At 64.1% G+C, this 25,627-nt stretch carries 23 protein-coding genes; 6 read left to right on the plus strand and 17 right to left on the minus strand.

What is annotated here, in order from left to right; all coding sequences use genetic code 11:
- The first annotated feature begins 96 nt into the window (after positions 1-96).
- Complete coding sequence (locus tag AB0N72_RS05820) at positions 97-3,207, plus strand: glycoside hydrolase family 43 protein (RefSeq protein ID WP_363930015.1); 3,111 nt, start codon at positions 97-99, stop codon at positions 3,205-3,207.
- A gap of 7 nt (positions 3,208-3,214) precedes the next feature.
- Here the strand turns inward: AB0N72_RS05820 and AB0N72_RS05825 are convergent, their stop codons facing one another.
- From AB0N72_RS05825 to glyA, 14 genes are all read right to left on the minus strand, one after another.
- Positions 3,215-3,367, minus strand: coding sequence for a hypothetical protein (locus AB0N72_RS05825; protein WP_363930016.1), 153 nt, complete (start codon positions 3,365-3,367; stop codon positions 3,215-3,217).
- A gap of 19 nt (positions 3,368-3,386) precedes the next feature.
- Entirely contained in the window at positions 3,387-4,472 is a 1,086-nt protein-coding gene (locus AB0N72_RS05830) for a YihY/virulence factor BrkB family protein (RefSeq protein ID WP_363930017.1), read from the minus strand.
- Entirely contained in the window at positions 4,399-5,076 is a 678-nt protein-coding gene (locus tag AB0N72_RS05835; protein ID WP_363930018.1) for a 2'-5' RNA ligase family protein, read from the minus strand. Before AB0N72_RS05835 ends, AB0N72_RS05830 begins: the two co-directional genes overlap by 74 nt.
- A 4-nt stretch (positions 5,077-5,080) precedes the next feature.
- A complete protein-coding gene (gene trpS, locus AB0N72_RS05840) occupies positions 5,081-6,193 on the minus strand; it encodes a tryptophan--tRNA ligase (protein WP_363930019.1) in 1,113 nt (370 codons plus the stop codon).
- 11 nt (positions 6,194-6,204) lie between these two features.
- Positions 6,205-7,047, minus strand: a complete 843-nt coding sequence (locus AB0N72_RS05845) for an exodeoxyribonuclease III (RefSeq protein ID WP_363930020.1) — start codon at positions 7,045-7,047, stop codon at positions 6,205-6,207.
- Positions 7,048-7,057: 10 nt separating this feature from the next.
- The gene (locus AB0N72_RS05850; RefSeq protein ID WP_363930021.1) at positions 7,058-7,624 is read right to left on the minus strand and encodes a hypothetical protein; all 567 of its coding nucleotides are present in this window, start codon (positions 7,622-7,624) and stop codon (positions 7,058-7,060) included.
- Between the two features lie 125 nt (positions 7,625-7,749).
- The gene (locus AB0N72_RS05855) at positions 7,750-8,583 is read right to left on the minus strand and encodes an ABC transporter permease (protein ID WP_363930022.1); all 834 of its coding nucleotides are present in this window, start codon (positions 8,581-8,583) and stop codon (positions 7,750-7,752) included.
- A complete protein-coding gene (locus AB0N72_RS05860; RefSeq protein WP_363930337.1) occupies positions 8,580-9,431 on the minus strand; it encodes an ABC transporter permease in 852 nt (283 codons plus the stop codon). Before AB0N72_RS05860 ends, AB0N72_RS05855 begins: the two co-directional genes overlap by 4 nt.
- Positions 9,432-9,438: 7 nt before the next feature.
- Positions 9,439-10,368 (minus strand): ATP-binding cassette domain-containing protein, encoded by a 930-nt coding sequence (locus tag AB0N72_RS05865; RefSeq protein ID WP_363930338.1) that lies wholly within the window; start codon positions 10,366-10,368, stop codon positions 9,439-9,441.
- 153 nt (positions 10,369-10,521) lie between these two features.
- Positions 10,522-10,842: an SHOCT domain-containing protein gene (locus AB0N72_RS05870; RefSeq protein ID WP_363930023.1), complete on the minus strand. Its 321-nt coding sequence runs from the start codon at positions 10,840-10,842 to the stop codon at positions 10,522-10,524.
- A 139-nt stretch (positions 10,843-10,981) separates the two neighbouring features.
- Complete coding sequence (locus AB0N72_RS05875; RefSeq protein ID WP_363930024.1) at positions 10,982-11,647, minus strand: response regulator transcription factor; 666 nt, start codon at positions 11,645-11,647, stop codon at positions 10,982-10,984.
- Positions 11,644-12,840: a histidine kinase gene (locus AB0N72_RS05880; RefSeq protein ID WP_363930025.1), complete on the minus strand. Its 1,197-nt coding sequence runs from the start codon at positions 12,838-12,840 to the stop codon at positions 11,644-11,646. The genes AB0N72_RS05875 and AB0N72_RS05880 overlap by 4 nt, the downstream gene beginning before the upstream one ends.
- 188 nt (positions 12,841-13,028) lie before the next feature.
- Positions 13,029-13,922 (minus strand): bifunctional methylenetetrahydrofolate dehydrogenase/methenyltetrahydrofolate cyclohydrolase, encoded by an 894-nt coding sequence (locus AB0N72_RS05885; protein ID WP_363930026.1) that lies wholly within the window; start codon positions 13,920-13,922, stop codon positions 13,029-13,031.
- A 133-nt stretch (positions 13,923-14,055) separates the two neighbouring features.
- The gene (gene glyA, locus AB0N72_RS05890; RefSeq protein WP_363930339.1) at positions 14,056-15,354 is read right to left on the minus strand and encodes a serine hydroxymethyltransferase; all 1,299 of its coding nucleotides are present in this window, start codon (positions 15,352-15,354) and stop codon (positions 14,056-14,058) included.
- Between the two features lie 231 nt (positions 15,355-15,585).
- Between glyA and purU the strand changes: the two genes are divergently transcribed.
- On the plus strand, positions 15,586-16,437 hold the full coding sequence (gene purU, locus AB0N72_RS05895) for a formyltetrahydrofolate deformylase (protein ID WP_363930027.1): 852 nt from the start codon (positions 15,586-15,588) through the stop codon (positions 16,435-16,437).
- An 89-nt stretch (positions 16,438-16,526) separates the two neighbouring features.
- Positions 16,527-17,048, plus strand: coding sequence for a gamma carbonic anhydrase family protein (locus tag AB0N72_RS05900; protein ID WP_363930028.1), 522 nt, complete (start codon positions 16,527-16,529; stop codon positions 17,046-17,048).
- Positions 17,049-17,139: 91 nt separating this feature from the next.
- On the opposite strand, the gene AB0N72_RS05905 is transcribed toward AB0N72_RS05900, so the two are convergent.
- Both AB0N72_RS05905 and AB0N72_RS05910 read right to left on the minus strand, forming a co-directional pair.
- A complete protein-coding gene (locus tag AB0N72_RS05905) occupies positions 17,140-18,846 on the minus strand; it encodes an FAD-dependent oxidoreductase (RefSeq protein WP_363930029.1) in 1,707 nt (568 codons plus the stop codon).
- Positions 18,843-20,357, minus strand: a complete 1,515-nt coding sequence (locus tag AB0N72_RS05910; RefSeq protein WP_363930030.1) for an amino acid permease — start codon at positions 20,355-20,357, stop codon at positions 18,843-18,845. Before AB0N72_RS05910 ends, AB0N72_RS05905 begins: the two co-directional genes overlap by 4 nt.
- Before the next feature lie 110 nt (positions 20,358-20,467).
- On the opposite strand from AB0N72_RS05910, the gene alr reads away from it, so the two are divergent.
- Both alr and AB0N72_RS05920 read left to right on the plus strand, forming a co-directional pair.
- Entirely contained in the window at positions 20,468-21,700 is a 1,233-nt protein-coding gene (gene alr / locus AB0N72_RS05915) for an alanine racemase (RefSeq protein WP_363930031.1), read from the plus strand.
- Positions 21,690-23,297 (plus strand): PucR family transcriptional regulator, encoded by a 1,608-nt coding sequence (locus AB0N72_RS05920; protein WP_363930032.1) that lies wholly within the window; start codon positions 21,690-21,692, stop codon positions 23,295-23,297. The genes alr and AB0N72_RS05920 overlap by 11 nt, the downstream gene beginning before the upstream one ends.
- Here AB0N72_RS05920 and AB0N72_RS05925 read toward each other — a convergent pair.
- Positions 23,294-24,136: a carbon-nitrogen hydrolase family protein gene (locus AB0N72_RS05925; RefSeq protein ID WP_363930033.1), complete on the minus strand. Its 843-nt coding sequence runs from the start codon at positions 24,134-24,136 to the stop codon at positions 23,294-23,296. The two genes, AB0N72_RS05920 and AB0N72_RS05925, sit on opposite strands and share 4 nt — an antisense overlap.
- A 264-nt stretch (positions 24,137-24,400) precedes the next feature.
- Between AB0N72_RS05925 and AB0N72_RS05930 the strand changes: the two genes are divergently transcribed.
- Complete coding sequence (locus AB0N72_RS05930) at positions 24,401-25,591, plus strand: ROK family transcriptional regulator (protein WP_363930034.1); 1,191 nt, start codon at positions 24,401-24,403, stop codon at positions 25,589-25,591.
- Positions 25,592-25,627 lie beyond the last annotated feature (36 nt).

A 25,627-nucleotide genomic window follows, 5' to 3' on the forward strand; every position in this document is an offset into this window, starting at 1 on the left:
TTCAGGCTCAAGAAAACGGTTCCTGAAACGTATCAAGCCGGTGTATATTCGTCAATAGTTTTGAGCTTGAACTATTCACCTCCAGAGGAGCCCGCCGTGCCACAACGCCTGGAAGACATCCAAATCCGGGATCCCTACGTCCTGACGCTGCCTGAATCACAGGAGTACCTCCTGTTTGGCAGCACGGACAAGAACATCTGGACCGGGGCGGCTACGGGTTTCGACTGCTACAGAAGCAGCGACCTTGAGGAGTGGGAGGGCCCGATCCCTGCTTTTCGTCCCGACCCGGATTTTTGGAGCAAAGAGCAGTACTGGGCGCCCGAAGTCCACCTATACAACGGGCGCTATTTCATGTTTGCCACCTTCACAGCCCCGGGCCGTTGCCGCGGGACACAGATACTGTCCGCGTCGAACCCGCAGGGCCCCTACGAGCCATGGAGTGATGGACCAGTTACCCCGGAGGACTGGGAATGCCTTGACGGAACTCTTCACGTGGACCAGGAAGGCGCCCCGTGGTTGGTCTTTTGCAACGAGTGGAAGCAGGTCATCGACGGCACCATCGCTGCCCGGCGGCTGAGCCAGGACCTCCGCTCTGCCGAGGGAGAACCCACGGTGCTGTTCAAGGCTTCCGACGCACCCTGGTCGCGGGCCCTGGACCGGCCTTCGGACAGGGACATGCCTTCGTACATCACGGACGGGCCTTTCCTCCACAGGCTCCCCAGTGGCAACCTCATCATGTTGTGGTCCAGCTTCGGTGACCACGGCTACGCCATGGGAATCGCGCGAAGCGAATCCGGAACAGTCCTCGGCCCTTGGACCCAGGAGCAGGAACCCCTCTGGGGAGCCGACGGCGGGCACGGCATGATTGGCCGGAAGCTGGACGGCAGCCCCTTCCTCACCTTGCACCAGCCCAACAAGAGCCCCAACGAGCGGGCGGCGTTCTTCCGGCTGCGGGAGCTGGAGGAAACGGTGGTGCTGGAGCCTTTCGAAACAGCACAATCCCGTGCCGCCATCGATCGCGAGGCACTGGTACGGCGGCACAACGTCAGCCAACATGAGCTGGACCCACGCAGCCCCGTATCCGTTGGCAACGGCGAATTTGCCTTCACCATGGACCTCACCGGCCTCCAGACGCTGCCGGAGTCCTACCCAGTGGCTTCCCGCGATGACCTGGCGCCGGGCACGCTCCTGGGCACGCAATCCCAATGGGGTTGGCACACCATACCTCCGGCGGAACCCTACGACCTCGCCGGATCCACTGTCCTCTACGATTCGCCCCGCGGCCCTGTCCCCTACGTAGACATGGTGGGCGACATCGTCAATGACCGCGAAACCAACACCTCCCGCGCCGAGGAGTGGCTGCGCGCGAACTCCCACCGGCTCGACTTGGGACGCATCGGCCTCCGGTGGATGGAAGAGGGCGTGGAGCGTGCCGTCCGGCCGGAAGAGATCACTGACGCGAAGCAGACGCTGGACTTGTGGACTGGCGTGGTGAGCAGCCGCTTCACACTGGCCGGACACCGCGTGAAGGTCACGACGGCGTGCCACCCGGACCGGGACGAACTCGGCTTCCGAGTGGAGTCGGCTGCGCTCGGGGCCGGTTTGGTGGTGGGAGTCGCCTTCCCGTACGGATCGGAGGCCTGGCATAACGCGGCCGATTGGTCCCAGCCGGGCGCGCACAGCACGGTTCTGGCTCAAACGAAGCCCCTGGAAGCTCTCGAGGACCTCGGTGCTTGGACTGCCCACCGCGAGCTGGATGACTCCCGCTACCGCGTGGTTATCACTGGCCGGGACTTCACGGTTGAACAAACCCAGGAGCACAGGCTCCGCGTTTGTTCGTCGGAAAAATCCGGGCCTGCTGCGGGCGCCGTCCTGGACTTCAGCGTTGCCTTCATCTCCGACGGCGACGGCGACTGTCTTCCTCGGGGTGACCACAGCGGCGGTGACACGACGCTTGACCTGGGCGGCGACCCTCAGGCGGGTACCGGCGTCGTGCTTGATCCTGGCAGTCGAATTGCAGCCGCTTCGGCGGAGCGTTGGCCCGGGTTTTGGCGGTCGGGTGGAGCTATCGAGCTCCACGCGCCGGAGGATCCACGGGCCCAGGAGCTGGAGCGCAGGATTGTGCTGTCCCAATACTTGACGGCGATCAACTGTGCCGGTTCGCTGCCACCACAGGAAACAGGGCTTGTATGCAACTCGTGGCGAGGCCGCTTCCACCTGGAGATGCATTGGTGGCATGCGGCGCATTTTGCGCACTGGAACCGGGTGGAGCTGCTGCTGCCGTCCCTGCGCTGGTACTCCACGATCCTGGAGACCTCGCGGCAAACCGCGAAAGCGCAGGGCTTCGACGGCGTCCGCTGGCCGAAGCAGGTAGGGCCGGACGGCCGGGAGAGCCCCAGCCCGATCGGCACGTTCCTGATCTGGCAGCAGCCGCACCCGATCTACCTGGCCGAGCTTGTTTACCGGGCCAACCCCAGTCAGGACGTCCTGGAAGAGTTCGCGGAAATCGTGTTCGAATCGGCCGCGTTCATGGCCAGCTTTGCGCATGCGACGTCCCGCGGTTTTGAGCTGGGCCCGCCCCTGATTCCGGCGCAGGAGAGCTACGGCGATATCAGGGCCGCAGTCACCAATCCCACCTTTGAGCTGGCGTACTGGCAGTGGGCCCTCCAAACAGCTGCGTCCTGGCGCGAACGCCTGGGACTGGAGCCTGTGGAGGAATGGACGGCGGTATCCCAGGGCATGGTGGCACCGCGAGTGGTGGACGGGGTGTACGCAGCCATTGACGTGGAACCCTTCACTATCCGTACCGACCACCCCTCCATGCTCTGCGCGCTGGGTGTGCTGCCGCAGACTGGGCTGATCGATCCTGCGATCATGCGGGCCACCCTCAAGGACGTCCTGGCGGATTGGGACTGGGAAAGTACCTGGGGTTGGGATTATCCAGTAATGGCCATGACCGCCGCACGCCTGGGCGATCCCGAGGCCGCCGTGGATGCGTTGCTCCTCACTGCGGGCAAGAACACCGTCCTTCCCAACGGCCATAACCGCCAGACCGATTCCTTGCCGCTCTACCTGCCGGGAAATGGAGGGCTGTTGGCCGCGGTGGCGCTCATGGCTGCCGGCTGGGACAACGGCCCGGAACGGCATGCGCCGGGATTTCCGCCGGAATGGAAAGTCTCATGGGAGGGCCTGGTGAAAGCTCCCTAACGCCCGTTCAGCCGCGGCGCGGACCTACTGCCGCCCCAACCAGGGCGCCCAGGCCGACGCCCAGGAGGATGCCGAGAAAGGGCGAGTTGAAGATCAGCTGACCCACGATCAGGCCGGCGGCGGCGCCCAAGAGGCAGGCGATCCACAGATGATTGTTCATTCCGGCTCCGCTGGGTCCGTCAAGTACGCGGTGCCACGCGACGTGAACCGAGGACCTTCTTCCGCGGGCTCTCTCCCGACGCCGTGTCCGCCTCCCGGATCGCGGACCATGAAGCCGAAACGAGGTACACCTGGCTCACCAGGTTGAACCAGATCAGCAGGCCGATAATGATGGCGAACGAGGCCAGGACCGGATTGTTTCCGGACCGGGCCAGCAACTCGGTACTGAAGAACTGCAGGACCGTGGTGCCGACGCCGGCAAGCACCACCCCTTCAAGGAACGCCCGCCGGCTCAACGAGAGGCCGCCCGCGACGCGGAACAGAACTGCCGCCGTCGCGCAGTTCAACAGGAGCGGGACGACGACCTTGACGACCCCGGCGATGGGTGCGGCAACGTTCTCATCGAGCTTCAGCAGGTCGAAGAACCAGTCTGCCGCGGTACCGAAAATCAGCGATGCACCAGCACTGACCACCAGGATCACGCCCAACAGCAACAGGGTGCCGGCGTCGATGAGCTTTTGGAGGATGGCGTTGCGAACCAGAGGACCGGCGTTCATCACCCCACGCAGGCCTTCCCTGACGCTGGCGATCCAGCCCAGGGAGGTGAAGATCGTGACAGCAGCTGCGATCACCGCGGTCCAGCCCAGGCCGGAGGGGTTCAGCAGGGACTGTGGATCCACCAGCCCCTCGCCACCGTTCACCTGCAGCAGCCCGGGAGCAGCGGCGGCCACGCTCCGAATGACGGCGTCCTCCAGGACCGGGTTGCCTCCCAGGACGATGCCTGCGATGGCAAAGCCGGTGGTCAGCAGGCCCGTCACGGAGAAGAACATGTTGAAGCCGATGCCTGCGCTCAACAGGGGCCCGTGCTGGCGCGTGTAGTGCTGGAACGAACGCATGGCCCGGTTGGTGTTCAGCCGTGCCATGAACAACGCGAAAAAGGCGCCTGCTTTCTTCAGCAGCCCATCCCCTGCCCGTTTGGCGTGGCCCCAGTCCTGCCGTTTATGGAGTAGCTCGAGCTTGAGTTTTGCCAGCTCAGTTGGCAGCGGAGGAGCGTCCGCCTGCGTGGCCTGAATCCGCTTGCTGTTCTTCGTCAGTATCGCCGCCAAAGTCGAGCTCTTCCCGTAGCTGCCAAATTCCATTGGTGTCGTGCTCGTAAAGTCCCATGCTAACCACAGGGAAGGTGGCCCGGTAATCTCTGAGGACCGTTTCGGCCTCATCAAGATTTTCCTGGGCGACGTCGTGAGCCACGGTGACGTGCGGATGGTAAGGGAAAGGAAGCATTCGTTCGAGCGGACCGGTCTGGAGTTTCTCGTGCAACTGCACGCATTCCTCAAAGCCCTCTTCGACGTTGACGAACACCACCGGCGAGACAGGCCGGAATGAACCCGTACCGGAAATCGTAATGTGGAACGGTTCCTGGGTACGGGCCACTTCCCTGACATGCTCGCGGGTAGCGTCCCAGTCCTGGGTGGGCGTTGTGGTGATCAACGTGATGTGGGCCGGGATGACCTCAGCCATCGGATCACCGAAGGAAGCCCGCCACTCCTGGAGCTCACGGGCTATCTCGGGCGGGAAGCCAAGGATCACGCCAACGCACATGGCGTCACCGGCGCCACAGTCAGCGCCGGTGACAGCAGGCTGGCGAGAGTGGTCAGGACCCGCGCCCTTGCGGGCGTCGGACGTGACGTTGAGCTGGCCAGCAGAGCACATGAAGTTAGCGGACTCCCTGGATTCCGTTGGATGCATCCCCGCGGTAAGGCAGGAAGCCGACCTTGGAGTAGACGTCAGCCAACGTGGCAGAAGCAATTTCGCGCGCCTTGTCAGCACCATGGGCCAGCAGACGGTCCAGTTCCGCGGGATCTGCCAGGAGTTCGTTGGCGCGTTCACGGATGGGGGCAAGGTGACCGGATACGAGCTCCGCCAGGTCAACCTTGAGGTGGCCGTACATCTTGCCCTGGTAATCGGCCACGATCTTCTCCACCGGAGTACCACTGATGGCCGAGTAGATCGTCAGCAGGTTGGAAACACCTGGCTTGTTCTCGCGGTCATAGCGGATCTCGGTTTCGGTATCCGTGACCGCAGATTTGATGCGCTTGGCCACAATCTTGGGATCGTCCAGCAGGTTGATAAGGCCGGCCGGTGATTCCGCGGACTTGGACATCTTGGCCGTGGGGTTCTGGAGATCGTAGATCTTTGCCGATTCCTTCTGGATGAAGGCCTCGGGCACCTGGAATGTCTCGCCGAACCGGCTGTTGAAGCGGTTCGCGAGGTCCCTGCTGAGTTCCACATGCTGGCGTTGGTCCTCGCCCACCGGCACGCCGTGCGGCTGGTACAGGAGGATATCCGCGGCCTGCAGGATGGGGTAGGTGAAAAGACCTACGCTGGCGTGGTCCGAGCCCTGCTTCTGGGCCTTGTCCTTGAACTGGGTCATCCGGGCGGCTTCGCCCATGCCGGTGATGCAGTTCAGGACCCAGGCCAGTTGGGCGTGCTCAGGAACCTGGGACTGGACGAACAAAGTGCACTTGTTTACATCCACGCCGCCTGCAATGTACTGGGCAGCTGTGACCCGGGTGCGCCGGGCGAGTTCGGCAGGATCCTGCGGCACTGTGATGGCGTGCAGGTCCGGAATGAAAAAGACGGCGTCGTACTCGTCCTGCATGCGGACCCAGTTGACCAGGGCGCCGAGGTAATTGCCCAAGTGCAAGGAGTCGGCGGAGGGCTGCATGCCTGAAAGCACCCGGTGCTTGGCGCCAACTGCCAGCTTGGTGGACGTCACCGATTGCTCGGCGGTGGAGGTACCGGTTTCAGTCGTGGTGGAACTTGTCATGGAGGAATACCTTAGGGAACTTGGAGCCGGTAGTCGACTACCAGCGGTGCGTGGTCGGAGAAGCGGGTGTCCCACGAAGGCGCACGGTCCACCACAGCCGAGAAAGCGGCTGCGGCAAGATCCGGGGTGGCCAGGTGGTAATCGATGCGCCAGCCTGTGTCAGTGTCAAAGGCCTTACCGCGCTGGGACCACCAGGTGTAGGGGCCGGCGACATTTCCTGCCAGGCCCCTGTGGACATCCCTCCATCCGATTTCTTCGCCGAGGAAACGGTCAAAGTAGGCCCTTTCCTCCGGGAGGAAGCCGGCACGCTTGACGTTGCCCTTCCAGTTTTTGATGTCGAGTTCCGTGTGTCCGACGTTGAGGTCGCCAACCACCAAGGCGTGGTCGCTGTGCTTGGCGAGTTCCGGAAGCCGGGTGATCATGGCGTCCAGGAAGCGAAACTTGTCGTCCTGCTTGGGCGTTCCGACTTCGCCTGAGTGGACGTAGGCGCTGACCACCGAGAGCGTGGCTGATTCCCCCGCGGAATTCCTGACGTTGAAGTCGGCTTCGACCCAACGCCCCGAAGTGTCGAAGTAGGGGTCACCAATCCCGATCCGAGTAGCCGTGGGCTCCGCACGGGAAGCAATGGCAACACCGGCCCGGCCCTTGGCTTCAGCCTCGGTGTGGAGAATGTGCCAGCCTTCGCCGATCAGCTTCCTGACGATGTCGTCGGGGGCGCGGACTTCCTGGAGGCAGAGAATGTCGACCTCGCGCGGCTCCAGCCACTCCGCCATGCCGTTCTTGTAGGCAGCCCGCAGGCCATTGACGTTGACTGATGCGATGCGAAGGAAGTCCTTCTTCAATGCCGTACTCACCCGCTCTACTCTAGTCGATGATGGTGCCGGCAACGGGCTCCTCCGAGCCACCGGAGGACTTGATCATGTCCCTGGCGTTGGTGGCCGTAATGGCGATGGTTTCAAGTGCGCGGTTGATGGTGTCCTGGTTTGCGGCAGCACCCTTGGCACGTTCCTCGTCCACCACGCGGACCTGCACCTGGACGATCTTGAAGGAGTGGTCCAACTTCAGGTCCCGGACCTCGTCCGCCTGGCTTCGTTCGGCAACCACCCGGGTGCCGCCGTTGTCAGCAACGTTCGACGACGGCGCGCGGCCGGCTGCCGAGTTGAAGGCCGCTTGGGCTTCGCTCAGTTTTGCACCTGCCCGCTGGGCTGCCCGCCGGATGCTCAGGACAACGAACGTGGCAAGAGCCAGCCAACCAAAGGCCACTACAGCGACCACCCAACCGACGACATCGTTCTGGTTGGCCGCGAAGATGACGGCCACCAGGAAGGCGATGATGACGACTGTCATCCCCAGGCCGCCGATGCGGAAGCCCTTGAACATGCCTTTACCGGCGGAGGACGTGGACGGGTGCGGGTCACCGAGAGATTGCATGACCCCATTCTCTCAAACGCCGAAAGGTGCCCGGCACTCTTCCACGGACGGCGAACACGGGAGTTTTTGTACAGCTCTTGCCCTTTAGACGCCTCTTTAAGGGCATTAGCTGTACAAAAACTCCATCATTTGAGGAACAGCCGGCGCAGCCTTCCGGTGGTGAGCATGATTCCCAGGCCGATCATCACCACGTAGTAGCCCACATGAATGGCCGTCGCGGGGCTGAACGAGCCCACGCTGATCTGCCTGAGGAGCTCCACGCCATGCCACAGCGGCATCGCCTGGATGAACCACTGGATCGGTTGCGGATACACGCTGAGCGGGTAGAAGGTGGCACTGAACAGGAACATGGGCAACAGGAAGAAGTTGATCCAGTCCATTTGCTGGAACGTCTTCATGAAGCTTGTAATGCCCATGCCGAAGCTCGCGAAACCAAAGGCGATCAGCACCGAAGCCGGGATGACCAGGATGGCCCACCAGCTGGTGAGCAGCCCCATGACACCCATCACCGCGGTGAACCCGGTGGCGTACAGAAGCCCCCTCAACAAAGCCAGGAAAATCTCACCGATGGCAACGTCCAGCGGTCCCAGGGAGGTGTAGAGCATCCCTTGGTAGAGCTTGGCGAAGTTCATCTTGAAGAAGACATTCCAGGTGGAGTCGTAAATAGCGCCGTTCATGGCCGAGACCGCCAGTAGCGCAGGGGCAATGTACGCGGCGTAGCTGATTTCCTGGCCACCCGGGCCTTGGACGGTACCCACGATCGAGCCCATGCCCACGCCCATGGCCAAAAGGAAAAGCACGGGCTCGAAAAACCCTGACACCATGACGAGCCACGTGCTGCTCTTGGCCGCCATCAGACCGCGACCCACCACGGCCCGCGCGTTGCGGGAGTACAAGGAGCCGAACTTCCGTTCGCGGGCAAGATCGGTAGCGCTGTGGCCACCCGTCAAGACGCTCATGAGCCCATCCTCTTCACGAATTGTCGGCGGACCAGCACCCAGCCCACAACGGCTGCCGCCACCAGGAACACTCCGTGGGTGATGGTCAGCAACGGGTCCTCATCCATGCCGTAGGTGAACACGCGGCCCAACTCGGTTCCATGCCAGACCGGCGAAATCCAGCCGATCCAGCGCACCGCAAGAGGCAGTGTGTCCAACGGAAAGAACGTTCCGGAGAACAGGAACAAGGGCATCACAATGAAGCGCTGCACCAGGGCGAACTGCCCTTTGTCCTGGGTGATGCTCGCCGCGTAGGCCATGAGCGGCAGGCCGAAACTCAGGGCCGCAACAGTAGCTACCAACGCTGAGACCCAACCCCAGGGGCTCGGCGAAGCGCCAAACATGGCCACCACGGCGAAGTAGACCACCGATTGCAGCAGGAACCGCAGGGAGCTGGCCATGACATGTCCACTGGCGATCTGCTGCGGCGTCAACGGAGACGCATGCGGCCCATAAAACACCCGGCGCCATTTGAAACCGTCCATAATGGGGTAGGAAAACTCCCCCGACGCCGTCATCACCGCTGCGGACACCAGCAAGGCGGGCGCCACGAACTCGAGGTAGCTGACACCTCCGAATGCCGAGGCACTGTTGGCATCCACCAGGGTGGCAAGGCCAACTCCCATGGCGAACAGGTACGCCACGGGTTGCCCTACGCTGTACAGGATCACGGACCAGCCGTAGTTGCGCATAACGCGGAGTACTTGTTCCGCGTAGTAGAAGGAACCCCAGCGGCGCGCCCTGGCGGCCGAGACCTCCGGTGAGTGTGCCCGCAAAGGGGGCTCCGCCGTCGTGGTCGCCTTGCTCAGCGGTTCCTCAGTCAACGAGGCTCCTCCCGGTCAAGCGCAGGAACACGTCCTCCAGCGATGAGCGGCGCACCAGCGATGTCATGGGCCGCAGGCCGCGGGCAGTGACCTGCTCCAGCGCTGCCTCGCCGTCGTGCGTGTAGATGAGCACGCGGTCAGGCAGCGTCTCCAGCCGCTCGCCGATGCCTTGGAGTTCGACGCCGATGGTCGCGTTTCGCTCGGATCCGAACCTGAGCTCAAGTACTTCACGCGATGAGTGCTCGCGGATCAGTGCGGCGGGCGAGCCCTCGGCCATGATGCGGCCCTTGTCCACCACGATCAAGCGGTCACACAGTTGTTCGGCCTCGTCCATGTAGTGCGTGGTCAGGATGAGCGTCACGCCCCGTTCCTTGAGCCTGAACAACCGGTCCCAGAGAATGTGGCGCGCTTGGGGGTCCAGGCCTGTGGTGGGTTCGTCCAGGAGCAGGATCCGTGGCTCGTTGATGAGCGAACGGGCAATGGTGAGGCGCCGCTTCATGCCACCGGACAACGCGTCCACCTTCGAGTTGGCCTTGTCCGTCAGTTGCGCGAATTCCAGGAGTTCGTCGGCTTTCGGGCGCAGGTAGCTCAGCGGCAGGCCGAAGTAGCGCCCGTAGACGATCAGGTTCTCGCGGACCTTGAGCTCCTCGTCCAGGTTGTCCTGCTGCGGGACCACGCCCAGGTGCGCACGGACCTCGGGGCCGTGGGATTCGGGGTCCAGGCCCATGATGCTCAGCGAACCGGACGTCCGCTGGGAGACGCCGCCGATCATTTTCATGGTGGTGGATTTGCCTGCCCCGTTGGGACCGAGCAGTCCGAATGACTCGCCCGCCGGCACGTCGAAGGAGATGTTGTCGACGGCTGTGAGGTCGCCGTAGGCCTTGGTGAGGTTCCGGGCGCTGATGACGGTTGGCTGGTCCATGTCGAGGCTGGTTTGCGACGATTCTGAAGGGTTTGCGGAGCGGGTTGCTTCATTGTGCACCCTCAGCAGACTAGTAGCGCCCGGGAATATGTGAAAGATGTATTCCGCAACTTTCTGGATTTAGCCGCGGAGGGGTTACCTGCCCGGCATCCGTCACGACGACGGCTGCGAGCGCAATACTTCCAGCCGCTGCCGGAACTCTGTCTCATCGATCTCCCCACGTGCATACCGTTCGCGGAGCACGCCTTCCGCACCTTGCGTCGCAGCCCACTGGTGGTTCCGGCGCCATGTCCTGCGGGCCGTGAAAATGATCAAACCGATCACTACGATCCAGAACAACGGGAACAGCAGGAAGAACGGCCACGCAACGCCGTCTCCCCAGGGACCGTGGGCGACGACCATGGCCGGCACCTGCCCCAGTGAGGCTCCCAGCGTGGTGGTTTCGCCAACAATTGACGTCAATGCAGTGAACATGTCGGTGATCCAAACTCTCTCCGCCAATGCCGGCGGGAACCGTCTTTCGGCTCTGGTTCAAGTCTCTTCAGCGACGGCGGGTGGGGCATCCGGCGTCGGGAGTCACCTTGGTGCGGCCGCGTACTCCGCGGGGAGTGGGTCAGCTGCTCCAGCCCGGCTTCACCAGTCCGGATTCATAGGCGAGGACCACCAGTTGGGAGCGGTCCCGGACCATCAGTTTTGTCATGATGCGGGACACGTGGGTCTTGGCCGTGAGGGGCGTGATGAAGAGCCGCCCTGCGATCTCGGCGTTGTTCAGGCCCTCGCCCACCAGCGCAAGGACCTCCCGTTCCCGGTCGGTGACCTGATCGAGCGGGACTATCTTTCCCGCGGCGCGGCTCTGGGAGGCCAGCTGGGCCATGATCCTGCGCGTCACGGAAGGGGAAAGCAAGGCGTCGCCGTCGTGGACCACCCTGACGGCGCGGAGGAGTTCCGTCGGTTCGGTGTCCTTGACCAGGAACCCCGCGGCACCGGCCCGGACGGCCTCTGCAATGTAGTCGTCGAGCTCGAAGGTGGTGAGGATGATGACCCGCGTGCCGGCCAGGGCCGGATCACCGAGGATCTTGCGGGTGGCAGTGAGGCCGTCTTCGTCGGGCATCCGGATGTCCATGAGGATGACGTCGGGCTTCTCGCGCGAGGCCAGGCGGACTGCGTCCTGGCCCGTGCCGGCCTCCCCCACCACCTCCATGTCCGCCTCGGCGTCGAGGAGCGCTCGGAAGCCTGCTCGGATGAGGGTCTGGTCGTCGGCCAGGAGGATGCGGATCATGGGCGGGTTCCTTCCGCTGGTAATGGCAGGACTGCGTGAACGCGCAGGCCCGGTTCCAGTTCGTGAAGCGCGAGCGAACCGCCCAACGCCACCGCCCTCTCCCGCATCCCCGTGAGGCCGTTGCCGGCAACCGCGCCGCCCATGCCGCCGCCGTCGTCCTCTATAGTCACCGTCAGCGCCTGGCCGGTTTGGGCAAGGCGCACGACGGCGGCTTGGGCACCTGAGTGCCGTCCGACGTTGGTCAGGGCTTCCTGGACGATCCGGTAGGCGGCTTCCTGCTGGGCGGGGCCCACGAGCTGGTGGTCGGCGTGGTCCTCCAAGGTCACGTGCAGGCCGCCGGCCTCGGCGTTCCTGACCAGCTCGGGGATGCGGGCCAGCTCGGGGATGCGGGCGAGCGTGGGCCACGCGGCAGGTGCCAACGGGATATCCTCGCGCAACACGCCCAGGAGCTGGCGGACTTCGGTGAGGGACTCCTTGCTGGCGGCTTTGATGGCTTCGAGGGCGGGCCTGAGCTTCTCCGGATCGTCGGCACCAACGTGCAGGGCCACCGATGCCTGGACGTTGATCATGGACAGGGAGTGGGCCACGACGTCGTGGATGTCCCGGGCCAGCGTGAGCCTGTACTCGTCCCGTTCTGCTTTCTCGGCCGACTCGCGGCGGCGCCGGTACTCGGCAAACCGTTCACTCCGGCGTCGGATCCCCTGCCCTAGCAGCACCAGGATCGCTGCCCACGCCACCCCCGCGGACGCACGCACGGGCCAGGTTTCGTCCCCCGTCAGCGCAGCGGCTGCGACAACGGCCATTGCGGCTATCCCGGCACCGGTCCACGCCTGCCAGCGCAGGCCAGCTGCCGCCGTCATGATGATGGCCAGGGCCAAGGACAAGACAATGGGCCCCCAGGCGTAACCCAACGCCAGATAGGTTCCGGTGGCGACAAGCGCGGCCGGAAGCATTACCTGCGGCGCACGTTTCCGGAAGGCCAGCCCTGCCGGACCGGAAAGGAGCAGCACGATCGCGGGCAGGTCCAAGGGCCTTGGGCCATCCTGGTGTCCAGCGGAAAACAGCGTCCCCACGATCTGGATCACAGCAACCGTAATGACGATGAAGCTTGTGGGCGGGCCCGTGAAACGGCGGGGACCCGGGTATCGCGAAGCCCCCGGATGCCGCCAGGACTCAGGGGAACGGGGCTGCATATACAGAGCCTAGCCGTGGTTGCCGTCAGCGTCGTCGGGTTAACGGAGCAGGGCGCCTACTCCGTGGGGAGTAGGCGCCCTGCTCGGCAAGCATGCGCCCGTTTCGGGGGTTAGCTGCCGGGGATGCCGTGCGCACCGCATCCCCGGCAGCTCCGCCCCGTAATGGGCGCCGGCCAGTTCGCGGGAACCTAGGCGATGCCCGCCTGGCGTTCGGCGCTCTCCACCACGTTGGCAAGCAGCATCGCCCGGGTCATCGGGCCCACGCCGCCCGGGTTCGGGGACAGCCAGGCGGCGACGTCGGCAGCTGCCGGGTCCACGTCTCCGGTGACAACAGCCTTGCCGTTGCCGTCGTCCACACGGCTGACGCCGACGTCGAGCACTATTGCGCCCGGCTTGAGGTCCTCAGCCTTGATCATGTGCGGCACTCCGGCGGCGGCAATGACGACGTCGGCGTGCTTGAGTTCTGCTGGCAGGTCCACGGTTCCGGTGTGGGCGAGGATCACCGTGGCGTTGACTTCCTTGCGGGTCAGGAGCAGTCCGATGGGGCGGCCGATGGTGACGCCGCGGCCCACCACCAGGACGCGCTTGCCCTTGAGTTCGATGTTGTGGCGGCGGAGCAGCTCCACACAGCCCTTGGGCGTGCAGGGCAGCGGGGACTTCATCTCGCCGTTTACGTTGGCCACCAGGCGGCCGAGGTTCATGGGGTGCAGGCCGTCGGCGTCCTTGTCAGGATCCATGGCTTCCAGGATGACGTCCTGGTCGATGTGCTTGGGCAGCGGGAGCTGCACGATGTAGCCGGTGCACTCGGGGTTCTCGTTGAGTTCCTGGACCACTTTCAGGAGGTCTTCCTGGGAGATGTCCTCAGGGAGGTCGCGGCGGATGGACTGGATGCCTACCTCGGCGCAGTCCTTGTGCTTTCCGCCCACATACCAGGTGCTGCCGGGGTCTGAACCCACCAGAATCGTGCCCAGGCCAGGAACGATTCCCTTGCCGGCGAGGACGGAAACGCGAGTGGTCAGTTCTGCCTTGATGGCTGCGGCGGTGGCCTTGCCGTCAAGGATCTGTGCGGTGGACTGTGTCATTCCATCTGCTCTTTCTGGTGGGAGGCTCATGCCAACGGGACCCGCCGCCGAAGGTGTGGCGGCGGATCCCGTTGGCTCCGGTTCAGTGCCCGGGTAGTGCTTTTTCAGCGCTTGTTGTCGCGGGAACCGCTGTTTACCACTGCTCGTGCTGCGGGTACAGCGGGAAGTCAGCGGCGAGCTTGTCGACGCGGGCCTGGAGGGCCTCAACGTCCGTAGCGGAACCTGCCTTCAGCGCGGTGGCGATGATCTCGGCAACCTCGGTGAACTCGGCAGCACCGAACCCGCGGGTAGCCAGGGCAGGCGTACCGATGCGGAGGCCGGAGGTGACCATCGGCGGGCGGGGGTCGAACGGAACAGCGTTGCGGTTCACGGTGATGCCAACGGAGTGCAGGAGGTCCTCGGCCTGCTGGCCGTCCAGCTGCGAGTTGCGCAGGTCAACCAGGACCAGGTGGACGTCGGTGCCGCCGGTGAGGACGGAAACGCCGGCTTCTGCGACGTCGGACTGGTTCAGGCGGTCGGCAATGATCTTGGCGCCTTCGAGGACGCGCTCCTGGCGCTCCTTGAACTCCTCGCTGCCGGCAATCTTGAACGCAACAGCCTTGGCCGCGATGACGTGCATGAGCGGTCCACCCTGCTGGCCAGGGAAGACGTTGGAGTTGATCTTCTTGCCGTACTGTTCCTTGGCCAGGATCACGCCCGAACGCGGGCCTGCGAGGGTCTTGTGCACGGTGGAGGTGACGACGTCGGAGTGCGGCACCGGGCTCGGGTGCAGGCCTGCTGCAACCAGTCCGGCGAAGTGCGCCATGTCCGTCCAAAGGAGTGCGCCAACTTCATCGGCGATGGAGCGGAAGGCAGCGAAGTCGAGGTGGCGGGGGTACGCGGACCAACCGGCGATGATGACCTGCGGCTTTTCGGCGATGGCCTGCTCGCGGAGCTTGTCCATGTCGATGCGGAAGTTGTCTTCTTCAACCTGGTAAGCGGCTACGTTGTACAGCTTGCCGGAGAAGTTGAGCTTCATACCGTGGGTGAGGTGGCCACCGTGGGCAAGGGAGAGACCAAGGATCTTGTCGCCCGGGGTGATCATGGCCGAGAGTGCTGCAGCGTTCGCCTGGGCACCGGAGTGCGGCTGGACGTTGGCGAACTCGGCACCGAAGAGTTCCTTGACGCGGTCGATGGCAAGCTGCTCAGCGACGTCGACGTATTCACAACCGCCGTAGTAGCGCTTGCCCGGGTAGCCTTCGGCGTACTTGTTGGTCAGGACGGAGCCCTGGGCTTCCATAACGGCGCGGGGGGCGAAGTTTTCTGAGGCAATCATTTCCAGGGTGCCGCGCTGGCGGCCAAGCTCCTGGTCAAGGACTGCTGCGATCTCGGGGTCGAGTTCGGCGAGCGACTGGTTGCTGACAGACGCTGAAGTGGTGGTAGTCACGGAGATCTCCTGGCTAGGGAACGGGTGGTGCTACAGGTCAGGCTACCGGCAGCAGCATTCCCGCGTCCTCTTGGTTACAGGAGGCATCGGTCACGTGCGTGCGACGGTAAGACATGACCCTCGGCCCAGGCGTACGATCCGTGGTCTTCGTGATTGCCGCTCCCTGGTGGTAGTCCACCCAACGCCAGTTGCGACCCATTAACAGTACAACAAGGCAGCACCGGTAGGCTTGTCTGTGTGACTGACTCCACCGCTTTTGTTGTGACCCTCTCCTGCCCCGACCGTCCCGGCATCGTCCATGCTGTTGCCGGCGCCCTCCTTGGCGCGGGGTGCAACATCGCCGATTCGCAACAGTACGGAAGCCCCACCACAGGCAACTTCTTCATGCGCGTGGAGGCAACGACGTCGAGCACCCAGGCGGAACTGACGGCGGCACTGCAGCCTGTGGCCGAAACCTTCGGCATGACGTGGCAGATCAACCCTGTGGGCCAAAAGGTGCGCACCATCATTCTGTGTTCCAAGGATGCCCACTGCCTCAACGACCTCCTGTTCCAGCAGCGCGCCGGAACCCTCCCCATCGAGGTCCCGGCCATCGTTTCCAACCACCGCGACCTCGAAGCGTTGGCGGAGTTTTACGGCATCCCGTTCCACCACATCCCGGTGACACCGGAAACCAAGTCCCAAGCCGAAGCCCAGCTGCTGAAGCTCATTGCTAAGCACGACGTCGAGCTCACCGTGCTTGCCCGCTACATGCAGGTACTCTCCAACGATCTATGCACGGAGTTGAACGGCAAAGCCATCAACATCCACCACTCCTTCCTGCCGTCCTTCAAAGGTGCCAAGCCCTACCACCAGGCACATGCCCGCGGCGTGAAGATCATCGGCGCCACGGCCCACTACGTGACGGCCGACCTCGATGAGGGACCGATCATCGAGCAGGAAGTCATCCGCGTGGACCACGCCCGCACCGCTGCCCAGTTCGTCCAAATGGGCCGCGACGTCGAAGGCCGTACGCTGGCCCAGGCAGTCCAGTGGCACGCCGAGCACCGGGTTCTCCTCGACGGCACCCGCACCGTGGTGTTCAACTAACCCCTGCACCCAACTAGGTAGCAGTTCAGGTCGTTACCAAGGCTGAGAACGACCTGAACTGCTACTTAGTTGGGAATATGCTGGGGCTCATGGCTCCCTCTTACACTTTCGCCGGGGACACCCCGGCCATCCATGACACCGCCTTCGTGGCACCCACAGCGTCCATCATCGGAAAGGCGACGCTGGCCGAGGACTCCAGCGCGTTCTACGGCGTCTCCGTCCGGGCTGATACCGCCGCGATCAAAGTTGGCGCAGGATCCAACCTCCAGGACAACGTGGTCCTGCATGCCGATCCCGGTTTCCCCTGCACAGTTGGCGAGCGCGTCTCCGTGGGTCACAGCGCGGTGGTCCACGGCTGCACCGTGGAGGACGACTGCCTCATCGGCATGAGCGCCACCATCCTCAACGGCGCGGTGATTGGCACGGGCTCACTCATTGCAGCCGGCGCCGTGGTCCTGGAAGGCACTGTCATTCCCCCGCGCTCATTGGTGGCGGGTGTGCCCGCAAAAGTTCGCCGCGAGTTGACGGACGAGGAATTCGAGGGCGTCAAGCACAACGCTGCGCACTATAAGGAGCTGGCCGCTGCGCATCGGGAGATGCACGCCTCTTAAACAACAATGCGAGGCCTGCTCTGCATCCCGGACTTGAGGGTTTGGGGCGCAGAGCAGGCCTCGCAACGTTGGAGGTCCTGGTCCCGGAAAATCAGTCCAGGCTGATCGGGCCGAGCTCGTCCAGCACGTCACCAGGACCGGGGTTGCCAGCCACGGATGACCCACCGAGGTGGTTCACTACGCCCCACACGGCATTCAGCCCGGTGGTCACTGCACCCTCGGCCCAACCGGCGGTAAAGGAGACGTCGTCGCCGGCCAGGAAGATGCCGCGCTGGCTCTGCGGCAGCTTGTCCTGCTTGAAGTGCGTGAACAACCGCTGCTGGTACCGGTAGTGCCCGGGCAGGTTGGCCTTGAATGCACCCATGAAGTTGGGGTCCGCTTCCCAGGACACAGTGATCGGCTGGCCAACGATGTGGCTGGCGATGTCCACACCCGGGTAGATCTGCTCCAGCGAATGGAGCATCAGCTTCACGCGTTCCTCCGCGGTGAGGGCGAGCCACTTCAGTGCGTCATCGTTCCATGTGTAGGACAGGAGGATGACAGCGGGCTTGTCCGGGCCGTCGTCGAGCAAGTACGTTGCCCGGTTGAGTCGGTCGGTGAGGGTCATGGACAGGACTTCGCGGCCGGTTTCCGGGTCGATGTCCTTCCAGAACGGCCTGTCCACCATCACGAAGGTCTTGGACGACTGCATGTAGTGGGAGCGCTCGATCGCGGTCCACATCTCAGCGGGGAACAGGGCCTCTTCAGTGTGGATGCGGGTGGAGAGCAGCCAGGACTGGCAGGTGGTGACCACGGCCTGGTAGGTGGCTTCGCGGCCCCAGTTCTCCCTCACCACGAGATCTCCGTTCTCTGCACGGCGGATGTTGTCCACGGCGCCGCGCGGCGAACCTGAGTGCAGCGAGGCCAGCGAGGTTCCTTCCGGCCAGTGCTTAATGCCCGACGGCGCGTGGTTCCACAGTGCCTCGGGGAGCCTTTGCGCTCCTCCCGCAATGGAGCGGTGCTGGTCATCCGCATCGGTGTACACGACGCGCAGGATCTCGAGGATGGAGTTGGGGAAGTCGGTGTCCCAGCCACCCGTACCGAACCCGACCTGGCCGAACGCCTCACGGTGCGCGAAGCCGGCTTCCTTGAAGGATTTGCTGGCGGCGATGAAGCCGTAGAAGGTCTGCTCATCCAGTTCCGGCAGGAGCGCGTTCCACAGTTCCTTGATCCGCTTGGTGTCGCGGGCCTTGATGGCTTCCTGCATCTCGGCGAACGCGGCGCCGTCGTTGATCGCGGCCTTCCAGGCATCGGCGACTTCGCGGAAGAATTCCGGCAGCTCATCAGCCGTGGTGGCGTAGTGCTTCTTGCCTGCGAGTTCGATCACGGTGCTGGACGTTGCCGGCGCCATGGGGTTGGGGAACTCGTTGGTGTCGAGTCCGAGCAGGTCCACGTAGTGGTAGAAAGCCTTGCCCGAGACCGGGAAGCGCATGCCGCCGAGGTCGGCCACCACTCCAGGTGCGGAGGGGAAGCTTGCCGTCCGGAGCCGGCCACCGATCTGGTCGGCCTCATAGATGACCGGCTTGAGGCCGAGCTTCATCAGTTCGTAGGCAGTGACGAGTCCCGAGAGCCCCGCACCAATGACGGCAACTTCGGTACCGTACTGTTCCTCCGGGATGGAACCGAGTCCATCCGGGTGCGCCAGGTAGTGGTCGTAGCTGAAGGGGAAGTCCGGGTTCAACATGGTGATCGGGGCTTCCGTGGCGCCCGGCGCGGGGGCTACGGCATCGGCGGTGGGAAGTTCGGTGGCGATGGTCATGGCTTTGCTGCTTTCACAGGTTCCGGGCCCGCGGCCCTGGTTGTCAGTTCACGGTAGTCCTGCTCGCTGAGCGCGGCTACCTTGGAGTTCCGGCGTCCGTAGCCGAAGTAGACAGCGATGCCCACAAGCATCCACACGCCAAAGGTGATCCAGGTATCGGCACCCAGGTTGAGCATCAGGTAGGCGCACATCAGGGCGCCGAGGATCGGCGTGATCGGGTACAGGGGAACGCGGAAACTGCGTTCAAGGTCGGGGCGGTTACGCCGCAGGTAGATCACTGCGACGTTCACCAGGGCGAACGCGAAGAGCGTGCCGATGCTGGTGGCGTCTGCAAGGGCGCCCAGGGGCACCAGGCCTGCAGTTAGGGCGACGGCGGTACCAATGATGAGCGTTCCGGCCACCGGGGTGCCGGTGCGGCGGGAGACGCGGCCGAAGACCTTGGGCACCATGCCATCGCGGGACATGGAGAGCATGATGCGCGTCTGGCCGTAGAGAACTGTCAGGACGATGCTCGCGATCGCCAGCACGGCGCCGATGGAGAAGACCAGGGCAATCCATGGCTGGCCTGTGATCTCGTGCAGGATCTGGACCAGGGCGGCTTCCGTGCCGTCGAACCATCCCCAGGGCCGGGCACCAATGGCAGCAACGGAGACCAGGACGTAGATGCTGGTGACGATCACCATGGAAAGCATGATGGCCCGGGGCAGATCGCGCTTGGGGTTCTTCGCTTCTTCCCCGGCGGTGGAGGCGGCGTCAAAGCCGATGTAGGAGAAGAACACGCTTGATGCGGCAGCCGAAACACCTGCGGCACCCATCGGCATGAGGGGTTCGAAGTTGCCTGCGTTGAATGCGGTGAAGGCCACGGCGCAGAAGAAGATCAGGATGCCGACCTTGATGATGACAATCGCGGTGTTGATCCACGCACTTTCACGGGCGCCGCGGACCAGCAGGATCATGGCGAAGACCACAATGACGACGGCGGGCACGTTGACCATTCCGCCGTCCCCCGGCGGCTGGGACAGTGCGTCCGGAAGGAACTGCCCGAAGGCTGCCAGGGTCTCGTTGACGTACTGCCCCGCGCCCACTGCGACGGCGGCCACGGACACCGCGTACTCGAGTACCAGGCACCAGCCACAGATCCAGGCCATGCCCTCGCCCATGGTGGCGTAGGAATACGAGTAGCTGGACCCGGCCACCGGAACCAGCCCGGCCATCTCCGCGTAGGACACCGCTGAGAGAAGGGCAGCCAGTCCGGCTATGACGAAGGAGATCCAGATGGCCGGTCCCGCCAGCGGCACGGATTCGCCAAGAATGACCAGGATGCCGGTGCCGAGGGTGGCGCCGACGCTGATCATGGTCAGTTGCAGCACTCCAAAGCTGCGGACCAGCGGAGTGCCGCCCTCGCCGCTTCCGGACTCACTGACCATTTCCCCAATGGGCTTACGACGCAGCAACTGGGCTCCGAGGCTCGGCCTCGCAGCGCCCACCGCCGCTGGGTTTTCGGTGTTCACAGGCACAGTCACCCTTGACGTCCCTTCCAAGTAGTTTCGATTTCCCCTCCACAAGACTGGCATGTGAGCCACCTCTCACCACGGTGCAAAATGACCTATAGTGTTCAACCATGAGACGTAATGCACACTATCAAGAGGCAGCTTCAGCAGCCCTCTCCGGGCAGGTCACCGTTGACCTGTCCGCTATTTCAGACAACGTCAAAGCCCTGAAGAAGCGCACCGAAGCGCCTTTCTTTATGGCAGTCGTCAAGGGAAACGCCTACGGGCACGGCCTGGTGGAAGTTGCCCGAACGGCAGCGGAAGCCGGCGCCGACTGGCTGGGCACGGCCCAGCTGACCGAAGCCATCGCACTACGCAAAGCCGGCATCACTTTGCCCATCCTTTCCTGGTTGTATCTGGCATCCCAGACGAGCGCCACAATCCTGGAGGCCCTGGAAAACGACATCGACGTATCCCTCGGAAGCGTTGGCCAACTGGAGGTGCTGGCAGGCATCGCGGCCCGCCTCGGCCGTCCCGCCGTCGTGCATCTGGAACTGGACAGCGGCCTCAGCCGCGGCGGGGCACGCAAGGAAGACTGGGCAGAGCTCGTGGCGCAAGCGCGGCAATCCGAGCTCGAGGGCACCCTTCGCGTCCGGGGGCTCTGGACCCACCTGGCCTGGGCCGATGTTCCCGCGCACCCTGGCAACGCAGCCGCCGTCGCTGAGTTCGAGGACGCCGTCCGCGAGGCCAAAAACGCCGGACTGACGCCCGAGCTCAGGCACGTTTCCAGCTCCGCGAATATCCTGGACCGCCCGGAATTCCACTTCGACATGGTGCGGGCCGGCCTGGCGATTTACGGCCTCGCTCCCGCCGACCACCTGGACCCCGCCGACTTCGGCCTGCGCCCTGCGCTCAGCGTCACGGCACCCCTGGTGATGGTCAAGAAAGTCCCCGCAGGCACAGGCGTGAGCTACGAGCACCAAGCCATCACCTACGAACCGAGGTACCTGGGACTGATCCCCCTCGGTTACGCAGATGGCATCCCCAAAGGCATCAGCGGCCGCTCGGTAGTGAACATCGCGGGCCGCAGCGTTCCCGTGATCGGTAAGGTCTGCATGGACCAGTTCATGGTGGACCTCGGACCGGACGCGTCCGGTATCGCCGTGGGAGACACCGCCGTCCTGTTCGGAGACCCGGCGTGCGGAGCCGCGAGCGCCGATGATTGGGGCGCCGCGATCGGCAGCCACGGCGACGAGATCATCAACAGGATCGCGCCACGCCTCCCGCGTGCCTACTCCACTACCGCTTACGAGTGCCCCGACTACCAGGAGCCGGCATCCGCCGGGCAGGGCAATGTCGCCTGAGCCCGCCACCGCCCGCCTCAGTTTCGTCACGCTCGAACAGTTCGTTGAGCAGCTGCCGCCGGAGTTGACCATGCTTCACGACGGCGGCAGCGGCGCCTCGCTGCTGCGGTGGGTGGAACCCAGTGAGCTCGAAGACCCCACGCCATACCTGCCGGAGGGCGAGTTCCTCCTCACCGCCGGGCTGCCTTTCCTTGGGAAGGGCGGCTCGGCGGCCAAGGTGGACGCCTACGTCCGCCGGCTCGTGGACGCCAAGGTCGCTGCACTGGGCTTCGGCATCCGGCCGTACTTCGACGCCGTTCCGGACGTCCTGGTCCAGGCATGCCGCAAGCACAACCTCACCCTGTTCGAGGTTCCGGAGTCCGTGCCTTTCGCCGCGATCGGGCTGTCCTTCTCGCAACTTCTGGAATCCGACAACGCCCGCGTCTTCCGGCAACTCGCTGAGACCAACCGCCAACTCATGCGCGCGGTCCTCTCCCCCCGGCCGGAACATGAACTCCTGGCGGCCCTCGTCCAACGCGTGCCCGTGTGGGCCCTGCTGGTGGGGGCGGACGGACGGGTCCGGGCCCGCGGGCACAATGCCGGCGGCAGCAACGGCGTCGAGCATTCATTGCTGGCACCGATGCTGGAACGGCTGCTGTCCGGCAGCGGTCCGCGCGTGGAGATGGATGGTTTTGAGCAACCGGGATCGGCGCTGGTTTTTGGGCACCCCCTCCGCAGCACCAAGGACGCGAACCTCGGCGCGTTGATCCTGGGCTCCGACGCCCCACTGACGCCTGCCCAGAACAACGTGGTCCAAGCGGCCGTGGGGTTGCTCGAGTTGCTGGTGCGGCAGCGGACCAGTGGTTCCCTTGCTCCGAGCCAATTGGCGACGGCGGTGCTGCTGCATCCGGAATCGCTGGTCTCGGGCGGAACGAAGCACGTCAACGGGCTGAAGGACTTGCTGGCGCAAAGTTTGTCCTCTACGCGGTCCGCTCAGATGCGGGTTATCCAAGGCGTCCGGGTGGACGGTTGCGTGGACGATGGACCGGTCCGCGAGGTGCTCCAATGGCGTCGGCTTTTCGACACCAAACTCGTGGAAATCACCGAGTATGGTTTCGCGGCGATCACGCGGCTGCGCGTTGACGATTCGCTGCTGGCCGAGGTCGAGAAGCTTGGGTGGCGCCTGGTGATTGGTGAGCCCACCGAACTGCACGGGCTCCCGGCGGCCTACCAGCGGGCGAGTTCGCTGCGAAGCCGCGTCGTTTCCAGCGGGATGAGCGCACGCGTGGATGAAGTGACATGGTCCGTCACTGGTTTGTTGGGCCGGGATGCGGGCGTCATGCTCGCCGAACGCCTCCTTGCGCCCGTGCTCTCGCTCGAGCCCGACCGCCGGGATCCGCTGCTGTCAGTCCTGCGCGGATGGCTCAGCGAAAACGGCAGCTGGGACGGCTCGGCCAAGCTCCTTGGATTGCACCGGAACAGTGTGCGGCGGCAGATCGGCGTAGTGGGAGAACTCCTCGACATGGACCTCAACCAGGCCCAGGTCCGGGCCGAGCTGTGGATTGCACTGCAGTACGTGGACGAACTCGTGGCGGTGGACCGCGAGGCCATTGCCTAGGCCTGCTGGCCCCACTCCCGGTACAGTTCCGGCCTGCGCTCGCGCAGGTACGGGACTTCGTCGCGGGCTGCTTTTACTGTTTCCGTTCCAACTTCCGCGAACAGCAAAGTCGCCCCCTCCCCCGCTGCGGCCAGAAGCGACCCATCGGGACCGGCCACAACACTGCCACCCAGGAAGTTGTAGACGTCCTCGTGCCCTGAATGGTTGGCGTAGGCCACGTTCAGCTGGCTCTCCAATGCCCGGGCACGGATAAGGACCTGCGGCACGTTGTCGAACCCGGCTGACAGTGCTGTTGGAACCAGCAGGAGTTCGGCGCCGCGGGTGGCGGCAGCACGGACTGCTTCCGGGAATTCGACGTCGTAGCAAATCAGCATGGAGGTACGGATTCCGTTGAAATCCACGACGGCGGGAGGTTCTTCAGCGCCGACGAACGCCTTGTGTTCCTCGGCACCGAAAAGGTGGACCTTGGCGTAGTGGAGCACTTCGTTGCCCGACGCGTCGAGCAAAGTAGCCGTGATGTGCCATGAGGTTCCAGCGTGAGGCGGCTGCGCGCCGTCGTCGTGCCTTTCGTCCCGCTCTGCCACGGCCGGGAGACTGTAAACAAGCCCGACACCGTGCGTGCGCGCGATCCCGGCCAGGCGTTCGCGGACAGCCGGCAACGTCGCTGGATCCAATTCTGCGTGGAGCCGCAACGGCGCGTAGCCCACGGGAAAAAGCTCTGGCGTGAGCAGCAGCCCGGCCCCTGCTTGTGCGGCACGTCGTGCTGCGTCATCGATCGTGCGCAGGTTGGCATCAACGTCCATCACGGAGGCGTTGGCTTGCAGGACTGCGAGCAGCATCTTTACCACCTTTGTTCTCCTGGTTCCCGCCATTGGAGGGCGGAACTTCTTCTTGATCCAAGCCTAGGCTCAGCCCGTTCGTGCGCGGCGAGGCAATTGGACCCGGCAGCCCCGGATACGGGACGCAATGCACGCCCATCCCTGCATAACGGGGGCCAAAAGGGGTACTTGATAGGCACCTTTGCGTTGGAGTATGTAAGCAACGGTTGACTCACTGCGTTCACTTCTTGACTACAACACATCTTCTGGGGCAATCTTCTTGTCATGCCCGCTACGCAGCGCTCAACGAAGAGCCACCCAAGAAAACCCGGCTCGCAGTCCGCGCTCCGCCACCTCAATCAGCAGCGCATCATCGAGTGCTTGCTGAACGGGCCATCCACGCAGGCAGAGCTTTCACGGCAGACCGGGCTCTCTACCGCCACAATCTCCAACATCGTCAAGATCATGCAGGACGCCGGGCTGGTCTCCACGGAACCAACCACGAGCTCCGGCCGCCGGGCAACCAACGTGAGGCTGAACAGCAACGGTGCCGTCGCCGTCGGAATCGATTTCGGTCGCCGCCACCTGCGGGTGGTCCTGGCGTCGCTGGGCTACCACGTAATTGCCGAGGACTACATCGAATTGCCCCTGGGGCACCAGGCCGAGGAAGGCATCGCCGCAGCAGTCCGTTTGCTCGAAAAACTGCTCCGCGAAAACGGCATCGACAGGACCGCGGTGGTGGGTGCCGGGGCCGGCATTCCCGGCCCGATCGACCGCAGATCCGGCACGGTGGCACAGGGCGCCATCCTCCCCGAGTGGGTGGGCATCGACATCCTCCATCGGCTGGAAGAAGCCCTGAATTGCCCCGTCTTTGTTGATAACGACGCCAATCTCGGCGCCTTGTCCGAAGTTACATGGGGGCCCCACAGCGGGGTCTCCAACCTCATGTTCCTCAAGATCGGTTCGGGTATCGGCGCGGGCCTGATCCTCAATGGATTCCCGTACTACGGCAACGTTGGCATCACCGGTGAAATCGGCCACGCGACCATCCACGAGCACGGCCTCGTGTGCCGCTGCGGGAACCGGGGTTGCCTCGAAACGATAGCGTCCACCACCACCATGATCGAGCTGTTGGGGCGCGGCCAGGACACCCTGTTGACGCCGCAGGACATCGTCCGCAATTGCCTCGCCGGAGACTCCGCGACCCAACGCGTAGTGGACGACGCCGGCCTCGCCGTGGGCCGTGCTTTGGGGAACGTTTCGAACCTGATCAACCCCGAAGTGATTGTTGTCGGTGGACCGCTGGCAGGACTTGGGGACCTCCTTTTGGACCCCATCCGGCGGGGCCTGGTGCGGCACGCCGTGCCCGTAGTTGGCGAAACAACGCACCTTGCAATGTCCTCGCTGGGTGCGCGCGCGGAGGCCCTTGGAGCGGCCGCATTGGTGTTCCAGCACGCGGGTATTACTGGTAGGTAACGAAATCGTTAGCTGGATCATGCGTTCAAGTCTTGA

Source organism: Paenarthrobacter sp. NPDC089307 (assembly GCF_040685055.1).
Lineage (GTDB): Bacteria > Actinomycetota > Actinomycetes > Actinomycetales > Micrococcaceae > Arthrobacter.